The sequence below is a fragment of the Kaistia hirudinis genome (genome assembly GCF_014196455.1).
Classification (GTDB): domain Bacteria; phylum Pseudomonadota; class Alphaproteobacteria; order Rhizobiales; family Kaistiaceae; genus Kaistia; species Kaistia hirudinis.
Genome location: NZ_JACIDS010000005.1, coordinates 612,466 through 639,087 on the forward strand (window position 1 = coordinate 612,466; position 26,622 = coordinate 639,087).

The following is a 26,622-nucleotide window of genomic DNA, read 5'->3' on the forward strand; positions in this document are numbered from 1 at the left end:
GTCCATCTTCGTCCGAGAGCAAGGCCCGCAAAGAGGGTCTCAGGTGTTCCCATCGAACAAGGACGTCGTCGATGACACAAGAACTACCAAAATCCGTCGAACTCTACTTCTCCGGCAAGAATGAACGGGATTTCGCCCGCGCAGTCTCCGGCTTTTCCCACACGGCGGTGGCGCGGGACGAGGCGCAGGACTATCGCGGTCCCGCCGCGATCCGTGCCTGGATGGAGGAGACCTTTGCGCGATACGCCGATATCGCCGAGGTCGAAAGCTTTTCGTCCGCCGACGACAGGGTGGATGTGGTCGCCGCTGTCTCCGGCACCTTCCCGGGGAGCCCGATCCGGCTGCGGTTCAGCTTCACGCTCGCCGACGATCTGATCACGCGCCTGGAGATCGCGCCGTGACCATCGCCCCGTCATTCAGGATCGATCCGACCGAATTCTCCGGCAAGCGCGTCTTCGTAACCGGCGGGACGAAGGGCGCCGGCGCGGCGATCATGCGCCGCCTGAAGGCCGCCGGCGCGCAGACGGCGACAAGCGCCCGCAATGCCCCCGAATCCGCGGAGGACGCCGACCTTGTCATCCGGGCCGACCTGGCCACGCCCGACGGGGTCGCGGCGGCCGCGGATGCCGTGACGGCACGCTTCGGGACCTTGGACATCCTGATCCACTGCCTCGGCGGATCGAGCACCCCCGGTGGCGGCTTCACGGCCGCAACCGAGGCATTCTGGCAGCAGGAGCTGAATCTCAACCTGCTGGCCGCCGTCCGCCTCGACCGCCTCCTGGCGCCGCCCATGATCGAGCGCGGCACCGGCGTCATCCTCCACGTGGCCTCGATCCAGCGCCGGCTGCCGCTCCACGAATCGACCATCGCCTATGCCGCAGCCAAGGCGGCGCTGGCCAGCTACAGCAAGTCACTCTCGAAGGAACTCGGGCCGAAGGGCGTGCGGGTAAACACCGTCTCGCCGGGCTGGATCATGACGACGGCGGCGGAGCATATGGTGCAGAGGCTCGCCGAAAGCGGCGGCACTGACGAGGCGACGGCCCGGCAGGGCATCATGGCCGCGCTCGGCGGCATCCCCATCGGCCGGCCGGCATGGCCGGAAGAAGTCGCGGAACTGGTCGCCTTCCTCGCCTCTGACCGCGCCGCATCGATCCATGGCGCCGAATACGTCATCGACGGCGGCACCATTCCGACGGTCTAAGCCCCCGCCGGCTCCTCGTCTGTGCGTCCCGGCCGGAGCTCAGCCCCGGTCGGCAAAGCTCACCCACTGCCGAAAGCGGCGGGCGCTGCAAATAAAAGAACATGGAAGGAGAAAGTTGGTAGCGGGAGAGGGACTTGAACCCCCGACACGCGGATTATGATTCCGCTGCTCTAACCAGCTGAGCTACCCCGCCCCGAAAGGCCATCCCGCTTCTGCGAGATTGGCCAGCTTATAGGGATCGCGCGCGAAGCCTGTCAAGCGCGGACATGCGCGCGGAGGGGTCCGTTCACAGCCGCTCGAACACCAGCAGCGTGAAGAAGCCGAGCGGACCGACGCGGCGGCGCTCGACGAGGCGGAGCTCGTCGCGGCCGAGGATCCGCTCCACGGCAAAATCCGTATGCCAGCCGATCGAAGCCGAGATCGGCGCGAGCTTCTGGCCGATCCACTTGCGCCAGCCCTTCTGGTCCGGGAAATGGCTGACCAGCACCACCGCGCCACCCGGCCGCGTCACGCGGATGAGTTCGGACATGACCGCCTTCGGATCCGGCACCACGGTCATCACGAACATCGCCACCGCGGCGTCATAGGCGTCGGACGGGTCGGGCAGGTCGCCTGCATCGGCGACCGCGAGATCCTCGACATTCGAAAGCCCGGCCTCTTCGACGCGGCGACGCGCGATATCGAGCATCTCCGGGCTCAGATCGATACCGACGATCCGGTGGGCGCTGTCGTAATAGGGCAGCGAGATGCCCGTGCCGACGCCGCATTCGAGGATACGGCCCGGCGGAAGCTGGTTGACCGTCTCCACCGCGGCGCGGCGTCCGGCGCGGAACGCGGCGCCGAAGACGACGTCATAGATCGGGGCCCAGCGCGCATAGGTCGAGCGAACCGCCTCCTCGTCGATCCGCGGCGACCGCTGCGCACCGGAAAACGACTTCCACTTGCGCGCAACATCCTCGAAGAAATCCGGCATCTCTCTCCCTCAGACCGCCAGCCTGGCCTTATGCTCAATGATCGTGGCGGGATGCTGTTCCGTCCCGGCAGCCCGCTCGCTGCGGCGGATCCAGCCGCCGCCGAGGACGCGGGCACCCTCCCCCGCATCGGCGTAGAACACGCAGGCCTGGCCCGGCGCGACGCCCGTCTCTTCGCCGAGCAGATCGACCGCGACCTCGCCCGCCACCCAATGCAGCCGCGCCGGCTGCGGCTGGCGCGTCGAGCGCACGCGCGCGAGGATCGGCAGTCCGTCCTCGGGAAGCTCGTCGAGCGCGGTGTCGCCGAGCCAGTTCACGTCGCGCAGCACGAGGCGGCGGACGAGAAGCGCCTCGCGCGGGCCGACGACGACGCGCCGGTGATCCGCATCGAGCTGCACCACATAGAGCGGCTCGCCCTGGGCAACGCCGATGCCGCGGCGCTGGCCGACGGTGAAATGGATGATGCCGTCGTGACGGCCGAGCACGCGGCCATCGACATGCACGATATCGCCGGCCTCGGCCGCGCCGGGCTTCAGCTTGGCGATAACGTCGGCATAGCGCCCGCCCGGCACGAAGCAGATGTCCTGGCTGTCCGGCTTCTCCGCGATCTCGAGCGCGAGCTCACGGGCGATGTCGCGCGTCTGCGGCTTGGTCAGGCCGCCGAGCGGGAAGCGGATGAAGTCGAGCTGCTCAGCGGTGGTGGCGAAGAGGAAATAGCTCTGGTCGCGCGCAAGATCCGCCGGACGGAACAGCCCGCGCCGGCCATTGGCCAGGCGGCGGGTCGAAACATAGTGTCCAGTCGCGAGCGCCGCGGCGCCGAGTTCACGCGCCGTCGCGAGCAGGTCGGAGAACTTGACCGTCTGATTGCAGGCGACGCAGGGGATCGGCGTCTCGCCCGCCATATAGCTCTCGGCGAAGCGATCGATGACCGAGGTACGGAAGCGATCCTCGTAGTCGAGCACATAGTGCGGAATACCGAGCCGCTCCGCGACGCGGCGGGCATCATGGATGTCCTGGCCCGCGCAGCAGGCGCCCGGCCGGTGCGTGGCCTCGCCATGATCGTAGAGCTGCATCGTCATGCCGACGACGTCATAGCCCTCGCGCTTCAGCATTCCGGCGACGACGGACGAATCGACCCCGCCCGACATGGCGACGACAACCCGATTGTCTTCGGGGCGACCCGGAAGGTCGAGGCTGTTGAACATGGCTGCTGTCCCTGCCTGCTCGGCCTTGGTCACGGCACACAGGGGCCGGCCAGGACGGAACGCCGACGCGCAGCGCCGGAACCGCGGCGAATATAGCCTCGATCGAGCCATCTTCAAGGCAAAGCGCTGCGGAATCGTTGAGCCGTCGAGATTCCTCGCGCGGCGCGTCTGCGGGCCGGCCAATGCCGGCAAAGCGGGTCCGCCAAGCAAATCGCTCAATATCCTCGCGAATTGTCGGTTTGCGCTTAGGCAAAATTTAAGAGCCGCTTCGTACTCTCACTTACGACAAGGTCAGGTTGAGTGTGAGTGTAGAATGACCGATCAAATTCGTCCGCGGGTCAAATACGTGATCGGACCGGACGGAAGTCCGCTGACGATCGCGGACCTGCCGCCGCGGGATACGAAGCGCTGGGTCATTCGGCGCAAAGCCGAGGTCGTGGCCGCCGTGCGCGGGGGCCTGCTGAGCCTCGAGGAGGCCTGCCAGCGCTATACGCTGACGGTCGAGGAGTTCATCTCCTGGCAGCAATCCATCGACCAGCACGGCCTTGCCGGCCTCAGGACGACGCGGATCCAGCAGTATCGGCAGTAACTGCACTTCGGGTTCAAAGAAAAGGGCCGGCCTCGACCGGCCCTTTTCTTTGTCAAAGTGACAGCGTCTCGCCGGCGGCCGGAACCAGCACACGCGTCTGCGACCCCGCCATCGCCTCGACGAAGCGATCGGCCGTCGGGTCGAGCAGCGGGAACGTGCCGTAGTGGCACGGCAGCACCGTCTCGAAATGGAAGAAGCGCTTCGCCGCCAGCGCCGCAATCTTGCCGCCCATGGTGAAGCGATCGCCGATCGGCAGGATGCCGATCTTCGGCTCGTAGATCTCGTCGATCAGCGCCATGTCGGAAAAAATGTCGGTGTCGCCGGCGTGATAGAGCGTTTTCTCGCCCTCGGCCCGAATCACGATGCCATGCGGATGGCCGACCGCGTGAGAGATACCGTCGGGCGTGAGATAGCCGGACGAATGGTGCGCCACTGTGAGCGAGACGCGAAATGCGTCCTGGTCGGTGGTGCCGCCCGTATTCATCGGATCGAGGTTCTCCGCGCCATGCGCGCCGAGAAAGGAGACGAGATCGGCATCGGCGATGACGCGCGCGCCGGTCGACTTGGCGATGGCGAGCGTGTCGCCGAGATGGTCGCCATGTCCATGGGACAGCACGATATGGGTGAGGCCCTGCGTCGCCGCCTCGGTATCACCGGGGAAGGTCGGGTTCCCGCTGAAGAACGGATCGATGAGAATGACCGCGCCGGGAATTTCGACGCGGAACGCGGAATGGCCGAGCCAGGTAAGCTGCATGGGGAGGCTCCATCGGAGGGGACTGGGGCCCGACTCATAAAAGGGATTCTCCCGGCAGGCGACTGGCGATTGGCGCGCCGTGACGAGGCCAGGCGTAAATCGGCGTCGATGCTTTCTGCGGACCAATGGCTCGATAACCGCGAGCTGCTATGACTTGATCCGCGGTAACACTCCACGGCGATGGCTGCGCGGCGGCGAGAATGCGCGTGCTTCGATCGGTGTCCGCGCGGCCGTATGCCAGGATGACCTGATGATTCCGATCCCTCGTTTCAAGTCGCTCGTGGCGCCGAACATCTTCGATGCCTATGCCGATCCCAACCTGCTGCTCTACCTCGTCGCCAGCAATCTCCTCTCGCCCGCCACCTGGGAACTCTCGCAAAAGATACAGGGTCGGGTCGCGCAGGAGGCCGAGGCCGGCCAGCCTTCGAGCCGGTCGCTGATCGCGGAAATCCAGAAGCTTCTCGACCGGAACTTCCAGCATCTTCACGTCGCGCAGGTTGTCGACCTCTATGGCGAGATCGATCTTGCGGAGGAGCGGTCCCGGCTCGGCGACGATGAGGTCGATGCGGCGCTGCGGCTCATCCTCGGCACCTTCGAAGCCAGGATCCGGTCCGGCGATATACCGCCCGAGGCCCTTCAGCCCGCGATCGACCGGATCGGCGAAGGGCACTTTCCGGCCTATGTCTATGGCAACATCGACCTTGTTCGGGCCAACAGGCGATTGACCGGAAAGTCGCATGCCTCGGTTCGAGGCGTGACCTCATGCGTCGATGAGACAGCCATCTTCGCGGCTCTGGCCATGACCATGCCCCGAGGCGCCATCGCTCACATCGTCGCCTTGAGCAGCCCGTCCCACACCTCCGCCTTCGGCTGGAGCGGAGACGGCGAACCGTGGTGGTTCTACGGCAAGAACCGGCTCTATTTCGCCGAGGACTGGCGGCGTTTGGTGAGCCAGTCGCACGCGGGCGATGCGCAGCAGGCCTTCGACCGGCTCCATGCGGATATGAATCGCATCATCTCCGCTGCAGGCACATTCGATCTGGAAACCGCAGAAACCAATCTGCCGGACGATCAGTTCAACGAGATCGTCGCGAAGATGGAGAGCTTCTTCGGCGTGCGCCTGCGGCAGGTCGAGACAGCCCTGTCGCGGCCGTGGATCAGACAACCGGAAGACCCTCTGGCGCGCTATCTCAGGCTGCTCCTCGGAGCGCCCAGCCTGGAGGACGTTCACCGGATGCTCGGCGACGCGACCGACGAGGCTTCCCAGGGCGTGCTTTTTGCCTTTCGCTCGACCGCAATGATCGACACGGAACCTTATCTGGCGGTCGCGCGGGACCAGCCGAATGCTCGGCGGCTGGCCGGGACATTGTCGACGATCGAGGATGCCCTCGCCGTCCTGGCATCCATCGACGACACGACGTCGATCTTCGGCAGTCGCAGCCGTATCGCGATGCCGGACGAGACGCTGCGTTTCCGTTCGGGAACGGATCGGGACAAGGCTCTGCTGCTGCATGTCCTTGCCGAGCATCTAGCCGCCCGCGTGGGATTGCCGGGACCGATCGCAACGCTTTTCGCCGACTCCAGGAGTTTCGTGCGGTTGGGAGATCGCTATGTCGATGCAGGCAGCGGAGAACTGCTGCAAGAGATCTCCGAGCCGATCCTGGTCGAGCTAGCCTGAAGCAAAGCAAGCCGCGTTCGGGAAGCAAGCCGACCCGGCGCTCGCTCCACTGCCGCGGGACGGAGATGTCCGCCTTTCGTGAACCGAGCGCCCGGCTGCAGGTTGCCCGCAGGCGCGTGATCGCCGATAAGAGCCTGACAGCCAGAGGAGCCCCCGTGACGGACCTGGAATCGACCGCCCAACGCCGCGGCCTCATGAAGCGCGCCTTCGACAAGATCATGGAACTGTCGGCCGGGCCGCATGCGCTCTGGCTGCTGGCCGCCGTCTCCTTTGCCGAGGCGTCCTTCTTCCCGATTCCGCCCGATCCGATCCTGGCGGCGATCGTCCTCGCCCGGCGCGACCGCGTCTGGATCGCGGCGCTCGTCTGCACCCTCGGCTCGGTCATCGGCGGCCTCGCCGGCTATGCGATCGGCGCGGGGCTTTATGAGGTGGTCGGCAAGCCGGTCATCGATTTCTACCACCTGCAGGACGCGTTCAACAATTTCCAGACGCGCTTCGACGAGTGGGGCGGCTGGATCATCGTGGCCAAGGGCCTGACGCCGATCCCGTTCAAGCTGGTGACGATCGCCTCGGGCGTGGTCCATCTGAACCTCGTCACCTTCGTGGTCGCCTCGATCGTCACGCGCGGCCTGCGCTTCGTGATCGTGGCTTGGCTGTTCTACCGCTTCGGTCCGCAGGCGCGCGCGATCATCGACGAGCATTTCAACAAGGTGATGATCGCCGGCACGGCCCTGGTCGTGCTCGGCTTCGTCCTGATCGTCTATATCTGAGCGATGACAGGACGCGTCGCCGAACTCGCCGAACTCGCCGAAGAGCTACCGGAAACCGCGGCGATCGCGGGGCTCGACCTCGGCACCAAGACAATCGGCGTCGCGATCTCCGATCTCGGCCGCCGCATGGCCTCGCCGCTGAAGCTCATCGAACGGAAGAAGTTCACGCTCGACGTCGAGGCGCTGATGGCGCTGCTCGGCGAGCGCCAGGCCGCCGCGATCGTCATCGGCCTGCCGCTGAACATGGACGGCAGCGAGGGCCCGCGCGCCCAGGCGACGCGCGCTTTCGTGCGCAATCTCCTGCCCAAGATCGACCTGCCGGTCGCCTTCTGGGACGAGCGCCTCTCCACCGTGGCGGTCACGCGCACGCTGCTGGAGGCCGATACGAGCCGCAAGCGCCGCGCCGAGCTCGTCGACAAGATGGCGGCGGCGTTCATCCTGCAGGGTGCGCTGGACCGCCTCAGGAAGATCGAGCAGGACCGGGAAGACGAAGCCGATCAGCCCCTCGGGCAGACATAGTCGAGGAAGGCGCGGGCGTCGAAGCGCGCGTCGAGCATGCCATAGGTCGAGCGCCAGGGCTTGCCGAGGCGCGATTCCAGGAAGGCATCGGCGACGACGGCCGGGAAGCGGCGGCGGAGCGTCGCGGCCGCCACTGTCATGGCCAATTGTTCCGTCAGGATACGCGCGGAGCCCTCGTCGGCCAGCGCCACGGCCGTCGCGGCGCGCAGCACGTTGAGCGTCGAGCGCGCGGCCTGGCCGAGCCCATCCTCGATCACCCGCAGCGCCGCCTCGAGCGGCTCCGACGAGCGCCGCATGACGCGCATCACGTCGAGGCAGAGCACATTGCCGGGCCCGTCGATCAGCGCGGGCGCCAGGGCGTCGCGGTAGAGGCGCGCCATCGGCCCCTCCTCGACATAGGCATTGCCACCCGCGCATTCGATCGCCTCGGCGATCAGCGGCGGCGCGAGCTTCGCGATCCAGTATTTGACGACCGGCGTCATCAGACGCGCAAAGGCCGCCTCAGCGGGATTGTCGTGCGAGCGGTCGATCGCTTCGGCGAGGCGGAAGACGAGCGCCGCCGCCGCGGTGACGTCGAGCGCCATGTCGGCGAGGACGCGCGTCATCAGCGGCTGGTCGATCAGCGGCGCGCCGAAGGCGCGGCGATGGCGCACGACATGGACGGCCTCGGCGAGCGCCGCGCGCAGCAGGCCCGCCGCCGCGAGGCCCTGATCGAGCCGCAGCAGCGTCACCGTCTCGGCGATCGTCGAAACGCCCCGGCCCGCCTCGCCGACGAGATAGCCGGCCGTGCCCGCGAATTCGATCTCGCCGGTCGCGGTGGACCGCGTACCGAGCTTGTCCTTGATGCGCATCAGGCGGAAGGGATTGCGCTTGCCGTCCGGCATGTAGCGCGGCACCAGGAAGAGCGAGAGCCCTTCCAGCGTCTGCGCGAGCACCAGCAGCGCATCGCTCATCGGCGCCGTCACGAACCACTTATGGCCGGTCAGGCGATAGGTGCCGTCGCTGCTCGGATCGGCGCGGGTCGAGCCGGACCGAAGGTCCGAGCCGCTCTGCTTCTCCGTCGTGCCGAAGCCGAGCAATGCACCGCTCTTCTGCTCGGCGGGCAGCACGCGCGAATCATAGCGCCGCGAGCGCAGCATGGGCAGCCAGGCCTGCGCGAGCTGCGGCGAATGCGCGAGCGCGGCGATGCCGCCGCTCGTCAGCGACATGACGCCGACATGACCGAGCTCGACCTGCGCCGTCATATAGAGCCGCGCGCCCCGCGCGACGGCCCGCACGCTCGCCTCGGCGCCGCTCGCGTCCCAGATCGAGGCATGGATGCCGGAGGAGACGCTGCGGCGCATCAGCGCGTGATAGGCCGGGTGATATTCGACCGTATCGATGCGCCGGCCGGTCGGGTCATGCGACTTCAGCACCGGCGGGATCGAATTGGCGAGGCGTGCGAGATCGGCCATTTCGGCCGAGCCCCATTGCGCGCCGTGGCTCGAAAGCTGTTCGAGCACGGCCTGCGGCAGGCCCTCGATCAGGGCCGCAAGGACGGGATCCGACGAATAGAGGTTGACCCCGGACCTTGGAGAGACCTGGTTGCTGACCTCATGCGTCTCGAAGTCGGGCGAAACCATCCCTCTCCAGTCCCCCTCAGTTGCCGGCGCGAGTGTGCCGACACAAGGTTAATAGGCGGAAAAGGGACAGGTGTCTTGTCCCACAGTTTCTAACCCTCGATTGCTCAACGCTTCTTGCCGCCCGGGCGCGGCTTGAACGAGCCGCCCGGCCGGAAGGACCCCGACCGCTGGGACGAGCCCGCGACCTTCCGATCCCCCTTCGGCAGCCGCCGCCCCTCGCTCATCAGCTCGAAGCGCAGCGCGCCGGCGATCGGTGCGACCTCGACCAGCTTGACCTCGACCTGATCGCCGAGACGATGCATCTCGCCGGTTCGCGCGCCGATCAGCGCATGGCGCGCCTCGTCGAACTGGTAGAATTCCGACCCGAGCGAGCCGATCGGCACGAAGCCGTCGGCGCCGGTCTCGTCGAGCTTCACGAACAGGCCCGAGCGCGTGACGCCCGCGATCCGGCCATTGAAGGTCGCGCCGATCCGATCGGCGAGCCAATGCGCGACGAGGCGGTCGATCGTCTCGCGCTCGGCCGCCATGGCACGGCGCTCGGCGCCCGAGATCTCCTGCGCGATGGCCTCCAGATCCCGCTCCGCGCCATCCGGCAGCCCACCCTCACCGAGCTCGAGCGAGCGAATCAGCGCGCGATGGACAATCAGGTCGGCATAGCGGCGGATCGGCGAGGTGAAATGCGCGTAGCGGCGCAAATTGAGGCCGAAATGGCCGAGATTCTCGGGGCTGTACACCGCCTGGCTCTGCGAGCGCAGCACCACCTCGTTGACGAGCGCGGCGTGCTCGCTGTCCTTCACCTTGTCGAGGATCAGGTTGAAATGGCTGGGGCGCAGATTGCCGCTGCGCGGCAGGTTCAGTTCGATCGAGGTCAGGAACTGGTGCAGCGCCTCCAGCTTGGCCAGCGAGGGCGCATCATGGACGCGATAGACGAGCGGCGACTTCCGCCGTTCCAGCGTCTCCGCCGCCGCGACATTCGCCTGGATCATGAACTCCTCGATCAGGCGATGCGCATCGAGCCGTTCCGGCACGACGATCCGTTCGATCGCCCCGTCCGCACCCACGATCACCTTGCGCTCGGGCAGGTCGAGATCGAGCGGCTCGCGTGAATCGCGGCCCCGCTTCATGACCTCATAGGCCGCCCAGAGCGGCTTCAGCACGGGCTCCAGCAGCGGCCCGGTCGTGTCGTCCGGCCGCCCGTCGATCGCCGCCTGCGCCTGCGGATAGGCGAGTTTGGCGGCCGACCGCATCATGATGCGGTGGAACCAGTGGAACTTCTTCTTGCCCTCGGCGGTGAACTGCATCTTCACGGCGATCGCCGGCCGCTCCTCGCGCTCACGCAGCGAGCAGAGATCGTTCGAGATCCGCTCCGGCAGCATCGGCACGACGCGATCGGGGAAATAGACCGAATTGCCACGCTTCAGCGCTTCGCGATCGAGCGGCGAGCCGGGGCGCACATACCAGGCGACATCGGCGATGGCGACCGTGACGAGGAAGCCGCCGGGATTCTCCGGATCGGTATCCGGTTCGGCATAGACCGCGTCGTCATGATCCTTGGCGTCGGCCGGATCGATCGTGACCAGCGGCACGTGGCGCCAGTCCTCGCGCCCACCGGACAGCGGAGCCGGCTTGGCCTTTTCCGCGGCTTCGAGAACGGCGTCCGGGAAAATGTGGGGAATGTCGTGTTCGTGGATGGCGATCAGGCTCACGGCCTTCTCGCTGTGGACCGCGCCGACGACTTCGGCGACGCGCACCCGGGACAGGCCGAAGCGGCCGGTGCGCTTGATCTCGACCGCGACCAGATCGCCATTCATCGCGCCGTTCAGATCCTCGGCGTCGACGATGAACTCTTTCTGCTTGCGGTCGACCGGGATGATGCGGATCTCGCCTTCGATCGACTTGACCACGCCGAGGATCGAGGGCGGGCGCTTCTCCAGCACCTTGATGACGCGCGCCGTATAGGCAACGTCGCTCTCGTCCTTCTCCGCCGGCTGGACGCGGGCGAGCACGCGATCGCCGATACCGGGCGCCGGCGTGATCGGCCGGCCGCGATGCGGCTCGATGAGAATGCGGGGCGGGCCGACCTTGGGATCGTCCCAGTTCACCGGCTGCGCAATGAAATCGCCGTCGCTGTCGCGATCGAGGATGACGAGCACGCTGACCGAGGGCAGATCGCCCGGACGGGACAGGCGGCGGCGGTCCTTGCGGACGAGGCCTTCCTCGCCGAGTTCCTTCAGCATGCGCTTGAGCGCGATCCGGCCACCGCCGGAAATGCCGAAACTCTTGGCGATCTCGCGCTTGCCGGCCTGGCCGGGATGTTCGGCGATGAAGGCGAGCAATTCCTCGCGCGACGGCAAACCGTCATTGCGGTGCTCGGAGGGAGCCTTCTTGGATCTCGATGCCGTCGCGGCCTTCGCAGCGCCCGATCGGGCGCCGGCGGGCTTTTCGCGCCGGGTTTTGGTCCTGGTTTCTGATGTCTTGTCTTCTGGCGTCTTGGCCAAATAGGAATTCCGTAGGGTTCAAGAATGGATGGAGCCGAGGCCCGATAAGGCCGGCGGCCCGCCGCGCAGCATGACGCCGCGCGCAGGCCGGGCCGGGGAACTCTAGCACCAATGAGGGGCGGTGCCGACTACTCGGCACCAGCCTTGCTGGCTGTCTTCTTCTTCGGCGCCGCCTTGGCGGCAGGCTTGGCTGCCTTGGAGGCGGCTTTCGCCGGCGCTGCTGCCTTCGGCCGGCTCGATGCAGCGCGCGTCTTGGTGGCCGGCGCCTTGGCCGCCCGTTCGGCGATCAGGGCGACGGCGGCTTCGAGCGTCACAGCCTCGGGGGTAAGCGTCTTGGGCAGCGTCGCATTGACGGCACCGTGCTTCACATAGGGGCCATATTTGCCCGCATGCACCGTCACCGGCCCGCTTAATGTCGGATGCTCGCCGAGCGACTTCAAGGGCTCGGCCGAGGCGCGCGCCGGACGGCCGCCCTTCGCCTGCTTCTCCGCGATGACCGCGACGGCGCGGTTGATGCCGACCGTGAAGACCTCGTCGACGCTGTCGAGATTGGCATATTTGCCGTCATGCAGCACGAAGGGGCCGTAGCGGCCGATGCCGGCCTGGATCGGCTTGCCGTCTTCCGGATGCACGCCGACATCGCGCGGCAGCGACAGGAGGGCCAGAGCGCGTTCGAGATCGAGGCTCGCGGCCTCCCAGCCCTTGGGCAGGCTGGCCCGCTTCGGCTTCTCCTTGCCCTCGGCCTCACCGAGCTGGACATAGACGCCGAACCGGCCGGAGCGGAGCGTGACGTCGAGGCCGGTCTCCGGATCCTTGCCGAGAACCTTGACGCCGTCCGTTCCGAGCGCGGAGCCGTTCTCGCCGCCCTCGCCGGGCGTCGCCTCCTCGCCGGTCACGGCGAGCTGGCGCGTATAACGGCACTCGGGATAGTTCGAGCAGCCGATGAAGGCGCCGAACTTGCCGAGCTTCAGCGACAGGCGTCCCGCCCCGCAGGACGGGCAGGCGCGCGGATCGGTTCCGTCGCCCTTGTCGGGGAAGATGTGCGGTCCGAGCAGGTCGTTGAGCGCGTCGAGCACCTGCGCGACGCGCAATTCCTTGGTCTCGGAAACATCCAGCGAGAACTGCCGCCAGAACTCGCGCAGCACGTCCTTCCAGGCGATTTCGCCGGCCGAGATCTGGTCGAGCTTCTCTTCGAGATCGGCCGTGAAGTCATATTCGACATAGCGCGCGAAGAAGCTCTGCAGGAAGGCCGTCACGAGGCGGCCCTTGTCTTCCGGCACGAGGCGCTTCTTCTCGATCCGCACATATTCGCGGTCGCGGAGCACGGTCAGCGTCGCGGCATAGGTCGAGGGACGGCCGATGCCCAGCTCTTCCATGCGCTTGACCAGCGTCGCCTCGCTGTAGCGCGGCGGCGGCTCGGTGAAGTGCTGCGTCGCCTCGATCGCGCGCTTTTCGAGGCTCTCGCCCTTCTCGATCCGCGGCAGCCGGCCCTCGTCCTCGTCGCCGTCGTCGTCGCGGTCCTCGTTGTAGAGCGCGAGGAAGCCGTCGAAGGTCACGACCTGACCGGAGGCGCGGAGGTCGAGCTTGCGCCCGCCGGCTTCGGCCAGGATATCGACGCTGGTGCGCTGCAGCTCGGCCGATTCCATCTGGCTCGCGACGGTGCGCTTCCAGATGAGTTCGTAGAGCTTGGCCTGGTCCGCATCGAGCATGCGGGCGACCTCGCGCGGACGACGCTGCGGATCCGTCGGACGGATCGCCTCGTGCGCTTCCTGCGCGTTCTTCGCCTTGACCTGGTAGCGGCGCGGCGCGCCGGGCAGATGACGGGCCGAGAAATCCTCGCCGATGACGCCGCGCACGGCAGCGACCGCCTCCGGCGCCATGTCGACACCGTCGGTTCGCATATAGGTGATCAAACCGACCGTCTCGCCGCCGATGTCGACGCCCTCATAGAGGCGCTGGGCGATCTGCATGGTGCGGTTCGGCGCGAAGCCGAGCTTGCGGCTCGCCTCCTGCTGCAGCGTCGAGGTGGTGAAGGGCGCGAAGGGATGGCGCTTGGCCGGCTTCGATTCGACATCGACGACCGAATAGCGCCCGGCGTCGAGCGCCTTGCGGAAGGCCTCGGCCTCCTCGGCGGTGCCGACATCGAGGCGGGCGATCTTCTTGCCGTCGGCGCCGACGAGCCGAGCCTCGAACTCGTCGCCGCGCGGCGTGGCAAGGCGGGCGACCAACGACCAGTATTCGCGGCGCTTGAACGTCTCGATCTCGTTCTCGCGGTCGCAGACGAGGCGCAGCGCCACCGACTGCACGCGCCCCGCCGAACGGGCGCCCGGCAGTTTGCGCCAGAGCACCGGCGAAAGCGTGAAGCCGACGAGATAATCGAGAGCGCGGCGCGCCAGATAGGCATCGACCAGCGCCTCGTCGATCGGACGCGGATTCTTCATCGCGTCCAGCACGGCCTGCTTGGTGATCGCGTTGAACACGACGCGCTCGACCGGCTTGTCCTTGATCGCCCGCTTCTGCTTGAGCACCTCCAGCACGTGCCAGGAGATCGCCTCGCCTTCGCGATCCGGGTCGGTTGCGAGGATGATCCGGTCGGCCGCCTTGGCCGCGACCGCGATATCGGACAGGCGCTTGGCCGACTTCGGATCGGCCTCCCAGCTCATCGCGAAATCTTCGTCGGGCAGCACCGAGCCGTCCTTCGACGGAAGGTCGCGGACGTGACCATAGGAGGCGACGACCTGATAGGCCGAGCCGAGATACTTGTTGATCGTTTTCGCCTTCGCAGGCGATTCGACGATGACCAGATTCATGTGTGCCATTTGCAAAAGGCCGGATCGGACGGTCCCGCATGGAGCCGAACCAGCGCAAGCGAGACGTCGCGCCGGGCCGCAGGCCGGAACGCGTTCGGGCAGGACAATCCCGGAAAGCACCCGGCGTGTCAATCAAGCCGAGAAAAGCCGGATCAAACCCTCATTGATTGCTGAATTTCATTTATGCAACTATATGTGGCGTCACCCCTAGAGATCGGTGGAGAAGCATGGATATGGTGTCGCAGACGGAAAAGAGCCACGGCGACGCTGACCGTCGGGCCGAGCAAGCTGACTTGGCCGACTATATCGCGCGCATGACTGCCGAACTGGCAGGCCTTGCCACACGGGCGGAGCTCAGTTTTCTTGCCTATCTGCTGGGCATGGCCGAGAAGGAGGCCGCCCAGCAGGGCACACAGAGGAAGCTGCGCTGAGTCTGATTTAAGGGCTGGCCTAGCCGTCCACCAACGCGACGCGTTGGCCCGGATGGCGTTCGATCCGGCCGGCGAGATCGAGTTCGATCAGCAGCACCTGAACCACGGAAGCCGGAAGGCCCGTGAAGCGGATCAGGTCGTCGATGACGGTCGGCACCGGCCCGAGCGCCTCCAGCAGCAGCGCCCGGTCGCCCTCCCCCGGCTCCGGCCGCCGGTCGAGGTCGGTCTCGCCCGCGGGCTCCGACCAATCCGGCGGGGGCGAAAAAGCGCGGCCGAGCATCGGCGCGAGCATGGCGACGATGTCGTCGACCGCCGTCACCAGATGCGCGCCCTCCTTGATGAGCCGGTTGGCGCCCGCGGCGCGCGGGTCGAGCGGCGAGCCCGGCACGGCGAAGACGACCCTGCCCTGCTGGCCGGCGAGACGCGCCGTGATCAGCGAACCCGAACGCTCCGCCGCCTCGACGACCACGACGCCCGCGGCGACTCCGGAAACGAGCCGGTTCCGGCGCGGAAAATCGCGCGCCCGCGGCTCCCAGCCGAGCGGCATTTCGGAAATGTGGGCACCGCCCTGCTGGATGATGCGCGCGGCGAGCGCCTCGTTTTCCGGCGGGTAGAGCCGATCGAGCCCGCCGGCGAAGACGGCGAGCGTGCCCGCCTCAAGCGCCGCCTCATGCGCGGCGGCGTCGATGCCGCGCGCAAGGCCCGACGCCACGACGAAGCCCTCGCGCCCGAGGTCCCGCGCCAGGATCTGCGCCATCTTGCGGCCGGCGACGGAGGCATTGCGGGCGCCGACGATCGCAACCATGGGCTGGATCATCAGCCGCTCGCCGGTGCCGCGGACAGCGATGAGCGGGGGCGGCGCGTCGATTTCGCGCAGCCAGGGCGGATAGTCCCCCTCCCCGATCGCGACGATGCGCGCGCCGAGACGCGCCAGCCCCACGAGCTCGCGCTCGGCCTCGGCGGCATCCGCGATGCGGATCTTCCGTCCCGTGCGGCCGGCGAGGCCTGGCAGCGCTTCGAGCGAGGCGGCGGCGGAACCGAAATGATTGACGAGGTCGCGGAACGTCGCCGGTCCGACATTCTCGCTGCGGATCAGGCGCAACCAGGCGATGCGCTGGTCGTCCGTGAGCCGGATCGAGGCTGAGCGTTGCACCGCATGGTTCATGCGGCGCGCCTGAATGGGAACAGCGGCATCCGGCCCCCCACGGACGAGACCGCCCGAAGCCCAGGAAAGAGATCAGCCCTTCTGGCCGATCCGGCTTTCCTTGCCGGCCAGCAGGCGCGAGATATTCGCGCTATGCTTGTACCAGATCAGCACGGTTAGCAAGCCGAACAAGGCGGACCGCCGCCAATCGCCGAGCGCCAGCATGACGAGCGGCGTCGCCAGCGAGGCGATCAGCGCTGCCAGCGACGAATAGCGGGTGATGCCGGCGACCGCGAGCCAGATGGCGGCGAAGACTACCGCGATCGGCCAGGAGATCCCGATCAGAATGCCGAGGAAGGTCGCGACGCCCTTGCCGCCGCGAAAGCCGAGCCAGATCGGGAAGATATGGCCGAGAAACGCGCCGAGCCCCGCGACCAGCGCCGCATCCGTGCCCCAGCGATCCGCGATCAGCACTGCCGCCGTGCCTTTCAGCGCATCGCAGATCAGCGTCGCGGCAGCCAGCCAGCGATTGCCGGTGCGCAGCACATTGGTGGCGCCGATATTGCCCGAACCGATCGCACGGATATCGCCGAGCCCGGCGGCCCGTGTGAGCAGCAGGCCGAAGGGGATCGACCCCAGGAGATAGCCGAGCACCAAAACGCCGACCGTCAGCGCCGGCCCGATCTGCCAATCCATCCCGTTCGCCCCAGCCTGTCGCGCAACCGCCCCTCGGCTGCGCCTCGCACGTTCGCAATTATCTCAAGCCGCGGCGCTTTCATAGACGCTGCGACCCGCGACGATCGTGCGCAGCACGGCGCCCTGGAACCGCGCACCCTCGAAGGGCGTGTTCTTGGATCGCGAGTGAAGCCGATCGGCCTCGCAGATCCACGGACGGACGAGATCGACTACCACGAGATCGGCCGGCGCACCGGCGGCAAGCCGCCCCGCCTCCATGCCGAGCAACGCGGCCGGCCGCACCGTCAACGCCTTGAGCAGCGGCACGAGATCGCATTCGCCATTGTGATAGAGGCGGAGCGCAGCGGCGAGCAGCGTCTCCAGCCCGACGGCGCCGTCGGCCGCCTCGGCGAAGGGATGCCGCTTGGTGTCGACATCCTGCGGGTCGTGGCTCGATACGATCACATCGATCGTGCCATCCGCGACGCCCTCGATCATGGCCTGGCGGTCCGCCTCGGAGCGCAGAGGGGGCGACAGGCGGAAGAAGGTGCGATACGGCCCGATATCGAGCTCGTTCAGCGCCAGATGCGTGACCGAGACGCCGCAGGAGACGGCGAGCCCGGCGCGCTTGGCGCGGCGGATCACGTCCAGCGATTCGGCGCAGGAGATCTGCGCGGCGTGGTAGCGCCCGCCGGTGAGCGCGGCGAGGCGCACGTCCCGCTCGACCACGATGATCTCGGCTTCCTTCGGGATGCCCGGCAGGCCGAGGCGCGTCGCCGTCTCGCCCTCATTCATCACCCCCGAACCCGACAGATGCGGATCGACCGGATGATTGACGATCAGCGCGCCGAAATCGCGGCCATAGGTGAGCGCGCGGCGCAGCACCAGGGCATTGTCGACCGAATGGCGCCCATCGGTGAAGCCGACAGCGCCGGCGGCCTTCAGGAGGCCGAGTTCGGTCATTTCGCGCCCGGCGAGACCCTTGGTCATCGCCGCCATGGGCAGGACGTTGACCGCGGCCGTGTCGCGCGCGCGGCGGGCGATGAAATCGACCAGCGCGACATCGTCGATCACCGGCTCGGTATCCGGCATGGTCACGATGGTGGTGACGCCGCCGGCCGCCGCCGCGAGACCGGCCGATGCGAAGGTCTCGCGATGCTCCGCGCCCGGCTCGCCGAGAAAGACGCGCATGTCGACGAGGCCCGGAATGACCGCAGCGCCACGGCAATCCACCGTCTCGGCGCCCAGGGGCGGCGTTGGCGCAGACGATGCCGGGCCGGCATAGAGAATGCGGCCCTCGGCCGTGTGCACCACACCCGGCGCATCGAAGCCGCTCGCCGGATCAATGACGCGACCACCTTCGAGGACGAGCGGGCGGGCCGGCTCGGAGAGCTTGCCGGCGATCATCATGCGCCTCCGTTCGGCAGGTTGCGCGCGAGCGCCTCGAGGACCGCCATGCGTACGGCAACGCCCATCTCGACCTGTTCGCGGATGAGGCTCTGCGGCCCGTCCGCAATGGCCGAATCGATCTCGACGCCGCGATTCATGGGCCCCGGGTGCATGACGAGCGCATCGGGCTTCGCGAAGGCGAGCTTCTCGGCGTCGAGGCCGAAGAAGTGGAAATATTCGCGCACCGACGGCACAAAGGAGCCGTCCATGCGCTCGCGCTGCAGGCGCAGCATCATGACGATGTCGGCGCCCTCCAGACCCTTCCGCATATCGGTAAAGGTCGAGACGCCCAGTCGGTCGAGTGCGCGCGGCAGCAGCGTCGATGGGCCGACGCAGCGCACCTCCGCGCCGAGCGCGTTCAGGAGCAGGATGTTGGAACGGGCGACACGCGAATGCAGGATGTCGCCGCAGATCGCGACGCGCAGCCCGTATATGTCGCCCTTGTGCCGGCGGATGGTGAGCGCGTCGAGCAGGGCCTGGGTCGGATGCTCATGCGCGCCGTCGCCGGCATTGATGACGGCGCAGCCGACCTTCTGCGCGAGCAGATGAACGGCGCCGGCGGCGTGATGGCGCACGACCAAGAGGTCGGGGTTCATCGCGTTCAGCGTCATCGCCGTGTCGATGAGCGTCTCGCCCTTCTTCACCGAAGACGAGCCGACCGACATGTTCATCACGTCGGCGCCGAGCCGCTTTCCGGCGAGTTCGAACGAGGATTGGGTCCGGGTCGAGGCCTCGAAGAAGAGGTTGATCTGCGTGCGGCCACGCAGCACCGTCTTCTTCTTCTCCACCTGCCGGCTCACGCTGACCGCCTCTTCGGCGAGGTCGAGAAGCGCGACGATTTCTTCGGGGAGAAGGCCTTCGATTCCGAGCAGGTGGCGGTGCGCGAACACCGCCGCGGGTGAGGCCGCGACCGGGGAAGGATGCTCTGTCATCAAAGCCATCGCTATAGGGATATTGCGCCCGCTCGGCAAGGCGACGAACCGCAGCAGGCCGCGTTGTGCACGGCTCCTTCGGCCGCGCCCCGTGCAACCGCCTTGACAAGGCGGCGCTGGTCCGACTGACTTCGGTCTATCTCGCGGCGGGCGCCGATGGAACGGCAGTCCGAGGGAGGCGCGAGCAGGGAGGAAAATACCAATGACCCGATTCACGGGAATGCTGTCGCTCGCCGCGCTTGCGGCGACGCTTCTCGCCGGTTCGGCGCTCGCCGACACCGCCGACAAGAAGATTGCCCTGTCCAACAACTACGCCGGTAATTCCTGGCGGCAGGCGATGCTGAGGAGCTGGGACAAGGTGACGAAGCCCGCCGTACAGGCCGGCATCGTCGCCGCTGCCGATCCGTTCACCACGGCCGAGAACCAGGTGACCGAGCAGGCCGCGCAGATCCAGAACCTCGTGCTGCAGGGCTACAACGCGATCGTCCTCAACGCTGCTTCGCCTGACGCGCTGAACGGCGCAGTCAAGGAAGCCTGCGACGCCGGCGTGATCGTCGTCTCGTTCGACGGTATCGTCACCGAGCCCTGCGCATGGCGCATCGCGGTCGACTTCAAGACCATGGGCAAGGACGAGATCACCTATCTGAAGGACAAGCTGCCGAACGGCGGCAACGTCCTCGAGATCCGCGGCCTCGCCGGCGTGTTCGTGGACGACGAGATCTCGAAGGGCATCCATGAGGGCGCCACCGAGAACCCGCAGTTCAAGATCGTCGGCTCCGTGCATGGCGACTGGGACCAGGCCAAGGCCCAGGCGGCCGTCGCGGGCATCCTGCCCTCGCTTCCCGACGACATCGTCGCGGTGGTGACGCAGGGCGGCGACGGCTATGGCGCGGCGCAGGCCTTCAAGGCGGCCGGCCGCAAGATGCCGATCATCGTCATGGGCAACCGCCAGGACGAGCTCGCCTGGTGGAAGGAGCAGAAGGACGCGAACGGCTACGAGACCTATTCGGCCTCGATCGCGCCCGGCGTCTCCACGCTCGCCTTCTGGGTCGCCCAGCAGATCCTCGACGGCAAGGAAGTGCCGAAGGATCTCGTCGTTCCGTTCCTGCGGATCGACCAGGCCGGCCTTGAGAAGGCGCTCGAGACAACCGAGAAGGGCGGCGTCGCCAATGTCGAGTACACCGCGGAAGACGCCCAGAAGGTCGTCGACGCGGCCAAGAAGTAAGACCCAGCCATACGCTGACGGATCGCCCTCGGGGGCGGTCCGTCGTCTCATCCGGAACGTCCCTCCGCGGGACTGAACCAGTATCCTGGAAAGCCTGAATGTCCCGCGCGGAAGTCCCGATCATCAGCCTCGACGGCGTCGTCAAGAGCTTCGGCGCCGTCCGGGCGCTCCAGGGCGTCGACCTCGCCTGCCGCAAGGGCGAGTGCATCGGCCTCGTCGGCCATAATGGCGCCGGCAAGTCGACGCTGATGAACCTGCTCGCCGGCGTGTTCAGCGCCGAAGGCCGGATCGCGCTCGACGGCGTCGACACGGCCGATCGCTATTCCGTGGCGGTGGCGCAGGCGCACGGCATTCGCTGCGTCTTCCAGGAACTCTCGCTCTGCCCGAACCTGACGGTCGCCGAAAATGCGCGCATCATGCATGCGTCGCTGAAGGGGATCGGCTGGCGCAAGCGCGCCGGCGCTCTGATAATCGCCCAGCTCGACCTCGTTTTCCCCGGTCACGGCATATCGGCTGGCGACGTCGTCGGCGATCTGCCGATCGCGCGGCGCCAGATGGTCGAGATCGCCCGCGCCTTCACGGTCACCGCTGCGGCGGCGCGCCTCGTCATCCTCGACGAGCCGACCTCCTCGCTCGACGCGCATCAGGCCGGCCAGCTCCTCGCCTTCGTGCGCCGCTTCGTCGCCGAGGGCGGCTGCGTCGTGCTGATTTCGCACCTGCTCGGCGAGATCCTCTCCACCGCCGATCGCGTTGTCGTCATGAAAGATGGCCGCGTCGTGGCCGAGCGTCCCGCGGCCGAGTTCACCCGCGCCTCGCTGGTCGCGGCGATGGGCACGGTCGCGCGCGAAGAGGCCGGACGCGGCGAAGCGACGGTGCGGCGCAGCGGATCGCCGCGCGTGCGCGTCGCCGCAGAGCGTCGCGCCGGCGGCATCGAATTCACCGCCCATCAGGGCGAGATCGTCGGCCTCGCCGGGCTCGGCGGCCAGGGCCAGTCCGAGATGCTGGTCCGCATCTTCGACGCGGCCCGCCGGGCGGATCGCGACATCGATGTCTCGGGCGGCGTGGCCCTCGTCGCCGGCGACCGCCAGACCGACGGCGTCTTTCCGCTCTGGTCGATCGCCGAGAACATCACGATCGCCTCGCTGGCGCGCCTGCGCCGCGGCTTCCTGATCGACCGCGCCAAGACCTCCGCCATGGCCGAGACCTGGAAGGCCCGCATCGCGATCCGCACGCCCGACGTCGACAATCCGATCCTCTCGCTCTCCGGCGGCAATCAGCAGAAGGCGCTGTTCGCCCGCGCGCTCGGCTCGACCGCCGAGACGGTGCTGATGGACGATCCGATGCGAGGTGTCGACATCGGCACCAAGCAGGAGGTCTACGACATGATCCGCTCGGAGGCTGCGGGCGGGCGCACCTTCCTCTGGTACACGACGGAAATGGACGAGCTCCGCCACTGCGACCATGTCTATGTCTTCCGCGACCAGCACATCGTGGCCGATCTCTCGCGCGGCGAACTGACCGAGGAGAAGATCCTGCACGCCTCGTTCGCGGAGGTCGCATGACCGGCTCCGCCCTCTCGCCGCGGCTGCTGCGCAGCCTCCTGCCGGCGCTCTCGCTCGCCGCGCTGCTGATCGCCATCTTCTGGCTGCAGCCGCGCGCCATGAGCTATGTCGGCTTCAACCTGATGCTGAACCTCGCGATCCCGATCGCGCTGGCGACCATCGCGCAGATGTGCGTGATCACGGTCAACGATCTCGATCTCTCGATCGGCACCTATGTCGGCTTTGTCGCCTGCGTCGGCGCGACGCTGCTGTCGGGCGGCGTCGGCGCGCTGCCTCTGGTCAAGGATCTGCAGGCGAGCGGCACCCTGCCCACGGACCTGCCCTGGCTGCTGACGACGCCGCTCGCCGGCATCCTCGTCCTCGCGCTCGGCATCGTCGTCTATGCCCTGCTCGGCGCGCTGATCTACTGGCGCGACCTGCCCTCGATCGTCGTCACGCTCGGCATGTCCTTCGTCTGGCTCGGCCTCTCGGTCGTCATCCTGCCGGTTCCCGGCGGTGCAGCGCCGGGCTGGATCCGCTCGCTGATGACGCTGAAGCCGCCCTTCATCCCGTTCCCGATCATCGCGGCCGCGGTGATCGCGATCTTCGCGCACATCCTGATCATGCGCACCTCCTATGGCGCGGTGCTGCGCGGGGCCGGCGGCAATCCGCGCGCCATCGAGCGCGCCGGCTGGTCGCTGCTCAAGGTCAAGGTCGCCATGTTCGCGCTGGCCGGCTTCTTCGGCATGCTGGCGGGCCTCTCGCTCGTCGGCCTGACGACGTCGGGCGACGCCAATATCGCGCTCCGCTACACGCTGCTGTCGATCGCGGGCGTCATCCTCGGCGGCGGCGAATTCGTCGGCGGCCGGATCTCGCCCGTCGGCGCGGTGATCGGCGCGGCGACGCTGACGCTCGCCGGCTCGTTCCTGTCGTTCCTGCGCATCCCGCCGGATTGGCAGATCGGCGCGCAGGGCGCGATCCTGATCATCGTGCTGGCGCTCCGGGCGCTGATCGACCATGCGGAGAAACGTCGATGAGCGATGCAGCGAGCCCGCCCTCCCCGCTCCGCCGCCTGATGGCGCGACCCTGGCTTTGGGCCTATGTCGCCGCCTTCGCCGTGTTCATCGTGACGATCCTCTTCACCGGCGGACGCAGCGGCGGCGAGGTCGCGACAGCCGCCTTCACCTTCGCGACCTTCTCCGTGATCGTCGGCATCGGGCAGATGTTCGTCGTCACGCTCGGCCCGGGCAATGTCGACCTCTCCATCCCCGCCACCATCACGCTCGCCGGCGCGGTGGCGACCAAGATCATGGATACGCAGGATGGCATGATCCTGGTCGGGCTGCTCGTCGCGCTCGCCTGCGGCGCCGCCGTCGGCATCTTCAATTACGGCCTGATCATCCTCCTCCGCATCCCGCCTATCATCGCGACGCTCTCGTCGAGCTTCCTCGTCCAGTCGACGGCGATCGCCTATGGCCGCGGCATCCGTATCAAGCCGCCGCCCGCACTGGCGGATTTCACGACGAGCCAGGTCTTCGGCATGCCCGTGCTCGCGATCTGCGTGATCCTGCTCGCCGCCGTCATGGAGGTGGTGCTGCGGCGCACCCTCTATGGGCGCTGGGTGACCGCGATCGGCCAGAACATCCGCGCCGCCCGCCTCGCCGGCGTCCCGGTCGGGCGCACGCGCTTCGCGGCTTATATGATGAGCGCCGTCTTCGCGGGCCTCTGCGGCTATCTGCTCTCCGGCTTCTCCGGCGGCTCGTCGCTCTCCATGGGCGAGGAATATCTGCTGACCTCGATCGCGCTGGTCGTCATCGGCGGCTCTTCGGTCGCGGGCGGCAATTCCAACGTGCCCGGGCTTTGGGGCGCGGCGCTGTTCCTCTTCCTCGTCGTGACCATGCTGAACACCTATGGCTTCGGCGCGGGCCTGCGCTATCTCGCCACGGGCGCGATCATCATCGCCGTCATCGTTGCGGCGAGCCGGCGCCGGACGGCACGCTGAATCGCCGCATCGCCTTGTTATCGTCCGCCTCGTCGCGATATGAAGGCGGCCAGGAGAACGAAGCATGACGACGTGGCAGAGCAGCGAGGAGATCGAGAAGGCCAAGCGGCCCCCGCGCTCCGTCCAGCAGGCGATGATGCGCGGCTTTGCCTGCCGGTGCCCGGCCTGCGGCTCAGGCCGCGTCTTCAACGGCTATCTCAAGGTCGTCGACCGCTGCGACGCCTGCGGCGAGGATCTGTCGCACCAGCGCGCCGACGACGCGCCGCCCTATTTCACGATCGTGGCGGTCGGCCACATCATCGTCCCGCTGATCCTGATCGTCGAGACGACGTTCCATCTCTCGAACTTCGCAAATCTGGCGATCTGGCTGCCGCTGACCCTCATCCTCACGCTCGTGCTTCTGCGGCCGATCAAGGGTGCCGTCGTCGGAATGCAATGGGCCCTCTATATGCATGGCTTCGACCCGGACGGCGCCATCGACGAGGCTCCCGCAGCATGGAAGCCTGACAGTTTGTGACCTGAGGCAGCAGGCCAAGACTGCCCGGCGCGACCGGCGAGCCGTCAAGCTATCTCGCCGCCCGAATCTTCAGAGCATCTCATGACCAGCGCAGCAATTCGCGAGCAGGATGGCGGCGGAATGCGTGGCCTCGTCGCGGCGATCGGATCGATCGCCGGCGTCGGCCTCGGCTTCTCCATCACGCTGCCGCTCCTCGCCCTCACCCTCGAGGATCGCGGGATCTCCTCGACCTGGATCGGCATCAACACGGCCTTCTGGGGCCTGTCGTCGCTGGCGATCACGCCCTTCGTGTCGCGGATCGCGGCCCGGCTCGGCACGGCCCAGGCGCTCGCCCTCTCGATCCTGGCGCTCGCCGCGGCCCTGCCGCTCTTCTATCTCTCGCCCTTCTGGCTGTGGTTCCCGCTCCGCCTGGTGGCCGGCGCCGCGCTCACGACCACCTTCGTGCTGTCCGAGTTCTGGATCAATGTCGCGGCGCCGCCCGGCAAGCGCGGCGTCGTCATGGGCATCTATGCGACGGTGCTGTCGATCGGCTTCGCCATGGGCCCGGTCATCCTCTATTTCACCGGCACGCACGGCATGGTGCCCTTCGTGGTCGGCGCGGCCGTGCTGGCGGTCGGCACGCTGCCGGTGCTGTCCGCGCTCGGCGTGGCGCCGAAGCTGACCGATGGGCATCGCACATCCTTCGTCCGCTTCCTGTTCCTCGCTCCGGTCGCGACGGGCGCCGCCCTCCTTTTCGGCGCCATCGAGAGCGGCGCCTTCTCGCTGCTTCCGCTCTATGGCCAGCGCGTCGGTCATGCCCGCGACGTCGTGATCATGCTCGGCATCGGCGTCACGATCGGCAACATCCTGCTGCAGATGCCGATGGGCCTGCTGTCCGACCGGATCGACCGGCGCAAGCTCCTGTTCGCGATCGCGAGCTTCGGCCTGCTCGGTGCGGGGCTGCTTCCCGTGGTCTCCGCCGATTTCTGGCCCTTCATGCTGGCGCTGACGATCTGGGGCGGCGTGGTGGGCTCGCTCTATACCGTCGGCCTCGCGCATCTCGGCTCGCGCTTCACGGGCGAGGATCTCGCCGCGGCGAACGCGGCCTTCATCTTCTGCTATTCGCTCGGCGGTCTCGTCGGGCCGGCCACCATCGGCGCGGCGATGGATGCCTATGACCCGCAGGGATTCGCGGTCGCCGTCGCCTGCTTCTTTGCCGCCTATCTGGTACTCGTCGTCACGCGGATGCGGCACGCACAGGGCCGCTAGCATGGGTTTCGGCCGGATCGACGCTTCGTTCCTTGACTTTCGGCTTCGAATCCGTAGGGTGCGCCCACGATTTCGCCGGGCCGGTCGTTCGATCGCTTGGGCAGATATTTAGAGGTTCGACCATGGCCAAGGCCACCACGATCAAGATCCGGCTCGTCAGCTCCGCCGATACGGGCTTCTTCTACGTCACGAAGAAGAATTCCCGCACCATGACCGAGAAGCTGACGGTCAAGAAGTACGATCCCGTCGCGCGCAAGCACGTCGAGTTCCGCGAAGCGAAGATCAAGTAACCAGCGCTTCGTTCTGACTCCAAAGGCACCGCTTGCGGTGCCTTTTTCTTTTTGGGCTTCGGCTCGGGCGGCACGGAATCACGCAGCCGGACGCGACAGCGCCCATGGGCGCCTGCCGCACGGCAATGTGGAATCCGAAATAGGCTGAATGGGGGAAGTGGCCCGGCCGGTGCGGGTCATAGAGGAGGCCACTCTCGCCGCCCCGGCCGGGCCGACCCTACGGACCCAGGAGATGCGGCGGACCTGAGCACTCCGCAGGGTAGCGCGTGGATCGTCTGGCGCCCCCTCGCCCATGGCCAGGAAGCGTGTCCGACAGATCCTTAGCGCGCTTCTCCCCGCGAAAACACGGCCCGGGGGCCCGTGCGCCGCCTAAAGTTCGAATTTATGTAAACGTCTATGGTTAAGCCGTCCGGTTACGCATTATGCAGGACCGGGGCGTTGGCCATGATGAGGAGGTCGGCGGCCATCATGTCCTTGACGAGGCCGTCGATGCCGGTCTCGTGCTTCCAGCCGAGCTTGGCGTGCGCCTTGGCCGGGTCGCCGATCAGAAG

Annotated in this window: 24 protein-coding genes and 1 tRNA gene; 14 read left to right on the forward strand and 11 right to left on the reverse strand. The window is 67.4% G+C overall.

The features are described 5' to 3' along the window. Positions 1-71 precede the first annotated feature (71 nt). Together GGR25_RS21460 and GGR25_RS21465 are read left to right on the forward strand one after the other, a co-directional pair. A complete protein-coding gene (locus GGR25_RS21460) occupies positions 72-401 on the forward strand; it encodes a nuclear transport factor 2 family protein (protein WP_183400906.1) in 330 nt (109 codons plus the stop codon). Beyond that, positions 398-1,201, forward strand: a complete 804-nt coding sequence (locus GGR25_RS21465; protein WP_183400907.1) for an oxidoreductase — start codon at positions 398-400, stop codon at positions 1,199-1,201. Before GGR25_RS21460 ends, GGR25_RS21465 begins: the two co-directional genes overlap by 4 nt. A gap of 116 nt (positions 1,202-1,317) precedes the next feature. Here the strand turns inward: GGR25_RS21465 and GGR25_RS21470 are convergent. From GGR25_RS21470 to mnmA, 3 genes are all read right to left on the reverse strand, one after another. After that, positions 1,318-1,394 (reverse strand) — tRNA-Met (locus GGR25_RS21470). A gap of 93 nt (positions 1,395-1,487) precedes the next feature. Then, entirely contained in the window at positions 1,488-2,174 is a 687-nt protein-coding gene (locus tag GGR25_RS21475; protein ID WP_183400908.1) for a class I SAM-dependent methyltransferase, read from the reverse strand. A 9-nt stretch (positions 2,175-2,183) separates the two neighbouring features. After that, positions 2,184-3,377, reverse strand: coding sequence for a tRNA 2-thiouridine(34) synthase MnmA (mnmA, locus tag GGR25_RS21480; RefSeq protein WP_183400909.1), 1,194 nt, complete (start codon positions 3,375-3,377; stop codon positions 2,184-2,186). 313 nt (positions 3,378-3,690) lie between these two features. On the opposite strand from mnmA, the gene sciP reads away from it, so the two are divergent. Continuing rightward, the gene (gene sciP, locus GGR25_RS21485) at positions 3,691-3,966 is read left to right on the forward strand and encodes a CtrA inhibitor SciP (protein ID WP_183400910.1); all 276 of its coding nucleotides are present in this window, start codon (positions 3,691-3,693) and stop codon (positions 3,964-3,966) included. A gap of 52 nt (positions 3,967-4,018) precedes the next feature. Here sciP and GGR25_RS21490 read toward each other — a convergent pair whose 3' ends face one another. Beyond that, on the reverse strand, positions 4,019-4,720 hold the full coding sequence (locus tag GGR25_RS21490) for a metal-dependent hydrolase (RefSeq protein ID WP_183400911.1): 702 nt from the start codon (positions 4,718-4,720) through the stop codon (positions 4,019-4,021). A gap of 250 nt (positions 4,721-4,970) precedes the next feature. On the opposite strand from GGR25_RS21490, the gene GGR25_RS21495 reads away from it, so the two are divergent. From GGR25_RS21495 to ruvX, 3 genes are all read left to right on the forward strand, one after another. Next, positions 4,971-6,398 (forward strand): hypothetical protein, encoded by a 1,428-nt coding sequence (locus GGR25_RS21495; RefSeq protein ID WP_183400912.1) that lies wholly within the window; start codon positions 4,971-4,973, stop codon positions 6,396-6,398. 155 nt (positions 6,399-6,553) lie between these two features. Further along, the gene (locus tag GGR25_RS21500; RefSeq protein WP_343068133.1) at positions 6,554-7,168 is read left to right on the forward strand and encodes a YqaA family protein; all 615 of its coding nucleotides are present in this window, start codon (positions 6,554-6,556) and stop codon (positions 7,166-7,168) included. Positions 7,169-7,171: 3 nt separating this feature from the next. Next, entirely contained in the window at positions 7,172-7,687 is a 516-nt protein-coding gene (ruvX, locus tag GGR25_RS21505; RefSeq protein ID WP_183400913.1) for a Holliday junction resolvase RuvX, read from the forward strand. Here ruvX and GGR25_RS21510 read toward each other — a convergent pair. The 3 genes from GGR25_RS21510 to topA all read right to left on the reverse strand — a co-directional run bounded on the left by GGR25_RS21510 (position 7,666) and on the right by topA (position 14,617). Then, on the reverse strand, positions 7,666-9,309 hold the full coding sequence (locus GGR25_RS21510; protein ID WP_183400914.1) for an acyl-CoA dehydrogenase family protein: 1,644 nt from the start codon (positions 9,307-9,309) through the stop codon (positions 7,666-7,668). The two genes, ruvX and GGR25_RS21510, sit on opposite strands and share 22 nt — an antisense overlap. 104 nt (positions 9,310-9,413) lie before the next feature. Then, complete coding sequence (gene rnr / locus GGR25_RS21515) at positions 9,414-11,807, reverse strand: ribonuclease R (RefSeq protein ID WP_183400915.1); 2,394 nt, start codon at positions 11,805-11,807, stop codon at positions 9,414-9,416. A gap of 128 nt (positions 11,808-11,935) precedes the next feature. Next, a complete protein-coding gene (gene topA, locus GGR25_RS21520; RefSeq protein ID WP_183400965.1) occupies positions 11,936-14,617 on the reverse strand; it encodes a type I DNA topoisomerase in 2,682 nt (893 codons plus the stop codon). A gap of 227 nt (positions 14,618-14,844) precedes the next feature. Between topA and GGR25_RS21525 the strand changes: the two genes are divergently transcribed. Continuing rightward, entirely contained in the window at positions 14,845-15,048 is a 204-nt protein-coding gene (locus GGR25_RS21525) for a hypothetical protein (RefSeq protein ID WP_183400916.1), read from the forward strand. Positions 15,049-15,067: 19 nt separating this feature from the next. On the opposite strand, the gene dprA is transcribed toward GGR25_RS21525, so the two are convergent. The 4 genes from dprA to GGR25_RS21545 form a co-directional block, all read right to left on the reverse strand. Beyond that, entirely contained in the window at positions 15,068-16,213 is a 1,146-nt protein-coding gene (gene dprA / locus GGR25_RS21530) for a DNA-processing protein DprA (protein ID WP_183400917.1), read from the reverse strand. A 72-nt stretch (positions 16,214-16,285) separates the two neighbouring features. Beyond that, positions 16,286-16,888, reverse strand: coding sequence for a glycerol-3-phosphate 1-O-acyltransferase PlsY (gene plsY / locus GGR25_RS21535; protein ID WP_183400918.1), 603 nt, complete (start codon positions 16,886-16,888; stop codon positions 16,286-16,288). A 63-nt stretch (positions 16,889-16,951) separates the two neighbouring features. Beyond that, positions 16,952-18,277, reverse strand: coding sequence for a dihydroorotase (locus tag GGR25_RS21540; protein WP_380146538.1), 1,326 nt, complete (start codon positions 18,275-18,277; stop codon positions 16,952-16,954). Next, on the reverse strand, positions 18,274-19,248 hold the full coding sequence (locus GGR25_RS21545) for an aspartate carbamoyltransferase catalytic subunit (RefSeq protein WP_183400919.1): 975 nt from the start codon (positions 19,246-19,248) through the stop codon (positions 18,274-18,276). The genes GGR25_RS21540 and GGR25_RS21545 overlap by 4 nt, the downstream gene beginning before the upstream one ends. A gap of 202 nt (positions 19,249-19,450) precedes the next feature. On the opposite strand from GGR25_RS21545, the gene GGR25_RS21550 reads away from it, so the two are divergent. The 7 genes from GGR25_RS21550 to rpmG all read left to right on the forward strand — a co-directional run bounded on the left by GGR25_RS21550 (position 19,451) and on the right by rpmG (position 26,071). Further along, positions 19,451-20,473 carry an ABC transporter substrate-binding protein gene (locus GGR25_RS21550; protein WP_183400920.1) on the forward strand — a complete coding sequence of 341 codons (1,023 nt, stop codon included), beginning with the start codon at positions 19,451-19,453 and terminating at the stop codon, positions 20,471-20,473. 98 nt (positions 20,474-20,571) lie between these two features. Further along, positions 20,572-22,035 carry a sugar ABC transporter ATP-binding protein gene (locus GGR25_RS21555; RefSeq protein ID WP_183400921.1) on the forward strand — a complete coding sequence of 488 codons (1,464 nt, stop codon included), beginning with the start codon at positions 20,572-20,574 and terminating at the stop codon, positions 22,033-22,035. After that, on the forward strand, positions 22,032-23,051 hold the full coding sequence (locus GGR25_RS21560) for an ABC transporter permease (RefSeq protein ID WP_183400922.1): 1,020 nt from the start codon (positions 22,032-22,034) through the stop codon (positions 23,049-23,051). Before GGR25_RS21555 ends, GGR25_RS21560 begins: the two co-directional genes overlap by 4 nt. Beyond that, complete coding sequence (locus GGR25_RS21565) at positions 23,048-24,016, forward strand: ABC transporter permease (RefSeq protein WP_183400923.1); 969 nt, start codon at positions 23,048-23,050, stop codon at positions 24,014-24,016. Before GGR25_RS21560 ends, GGR25_RS21565 begins: the two co-directional genes overlap by 4 nt. A 64-nt stretch (positions 24,017-24,080) precedes the next feature. After that, entirely contained in the window at positions 24,081-24,533 is a 453-nt protein-coding gene (locus GGR25_RS21570; protein ID WP_183400924.1) for a DUF983 domain-containing protein, read from the forward strand. 81 nt (positions 24,534-24,614) lie between these two features. Beyond that, complete coding sequence (locus GGR25_RS21575) at positions 24,615-25,781, forward strand: MFS transporter (RefSeq protein WP_183400925.1); 1,167 nt, start codon at positions 24,615-24,617, stop codon at positions 25,779-25,781. A 122-nt stretch (positions 25,782-25,903) separates the two neighbouring features. Continuing rightward, positions 25,904-26,071 (forward strand): 50S ribosomal protein L33, encoded by a 168-nt coding sequence (rpmG, locus tag GGR25_RS21580; RefSeq protein WP_183400926.1) that lies wholly within the window; start codon positions 25,904-25,906, stop codon positions 26,069-26,071. Positions 26,072-26,622: the final 551 nt, after the last annotated feature.

What these genes read in the sequence shown, in the direction of transcription:
- plsY (WP_183400918.1), bottom strand. Translation starts at nt 16,888, where the DNA reads ATGGATTGGCAGATCGGGCCGGCGCTGACGGTCGGCGTTTTGGTGCTC.
- rpmG (WP_183400926.1), top strand. Translation starts at nt 25,904, where the DNA reads ATGGCCAAGGCCACCACGATCAAGATCCGGCTCGTCAGCTCCGCCGAT.
- dprA (WP_183400917.1), bottom strand. Translation starts at nt 16,213, where the DNA reads ATGAACCATGCGGTGCAACGCTCAGCCTCGATCCGGCTCACGGACGAC.
- GGR25_RS21560 (WP_183400922.1), top strand. Translation starts at nt 22,032, where the DNA reads ATGACCGGCTCCGCCCTCTCGCCGCGGCTGCTGCGCAGCCTCCTGCCG.
- GGR25_RS21570 (WP_183400924.1), top strand. Translation starts at nt 24,081, where the DNA reads ATGACGACGTGGCAGAGCAGCGAGGAGATCGAGAAGGCCAAGCGGCCC.
- GGR25_RS21540 (WP_380146538.1), bottom strand. Translation starts at nt 18,277, where the DNA reads ATGATGATCGCCGGCAAGCTCTCCGAGCCGGCCCGCCCGCTCGTCCTC.
- GGR25_RS21495 (WP_183400912.1), top strand. Translation starts at nt 4,971, where the DNA reads ATGATTCCGATCCCTCGTTTCAAGTCGCTCGTGGCGCCGAACATCTTC.
- sciP (WP_183400910.1), top strand. Translation starts at nt 3,691, where the DNA reads ATGACCGATCAAATTCGTCCGCGGGTCAAATACGTGATCGGACCGGAC.
- GGR25_RS21555 (WP_183400921.1), top strand. Translation starts at nt 20,572, where the DNA reads ATGTCCCGCGCGGAAGTCCCGATCATCAGCCTCGACGGCGTCGTCAAG.
- GGR25_RS21550 (WP_183400920.1), top strand. Translation starts at nt 19,451, where the DNA reads ATGACCCGATTCACGGGAATGCTGTCGCTCGCCGCGCTTGCGGCGACG.
- mnmA (WP_183400909.1), bottom strand. Translation starts at nt 3,377, where the DNA reads ATGTTCAACAGCCTCGACCTTCCGGGTCGCCCCGAAGACAATCGGGTT.
- GGR25_RS21510 (WP_183400914.1), bottom strand. Translation starts at nt 9,309, where the DNA reads ATGGTTTCGCCCGACTTCGAGACGCATGAGGTCAGCAACCAGGTCTCT.
- GGR25_RS21575 (WP_183400925.1), top strand. Translation starts at nt 24,615, where the DNA reads ATGACCAGCGCAGCAATTCGCGAGCAGGATGGCGGCGGAATGCGTGGC.
- ruvX (WP_183400913.1), top strand. Translation starts at nt 7,172, where the DNA reads ATGACAGGACGCGTCGCCGAACTCGCCGAACTCGCCGAAGAGCTACCG.
- GGR25_RS21490 (WP_183400911.1), bottom strand. Translation starts at nt 4,720, where the DNA reads ATGCAGCTTACCTGGCTCGGCCATTCCGCGTTCCGCGTCGAAATTCCC.
- GGR25_RS21525 (WP_183400916.1), top strand. Translation starts at nt 14,845, where the DNA reads ATGGATATGGTGTCGCAGACGGAAAAGAGCCACGGCGACGCTGACCGT.
- topA (WP_183400965.1), bottom strand. Translation starts at nt 14,617, where the DNA reads ATGAATCTGGTCATCGTCGAATCGCCTGCGAAGGCGAAAACGATCAAC.
- GGR25_RS21565 (WP_183400923.1), top strand. Translation starts at nt 23,048, where the DNA reads ATGAGCGATGCAGCGAGCCCGCCCTCCCCGCTCCGCCGCCTGATGGCG.
- GGR25_RS21475 (WP_183400908.1), bottom strand. Translation starts at nt 2,174, where the DNA reads ATGCCGGATTTCTTCGAGGATGTTGCGCGCAAGTGGAAGTCGTTTTCC.
- GGR25_RS21460 (WP_183400906.1), top strand. Translation starts at nt 72, where the DNA reads ATGACACAAGAACTACCAAAATCCGTCGAACTCTACTTCTCCGGCAAG.
- GGR25_RS21545 (WP_183400919.1), bottom strand. Translation starts at nt 19,248, where the DNA reads ATGACAGAGCATCCTTCCCCGGTCGCGGCCTCACCCGCGGCGGTGTTC.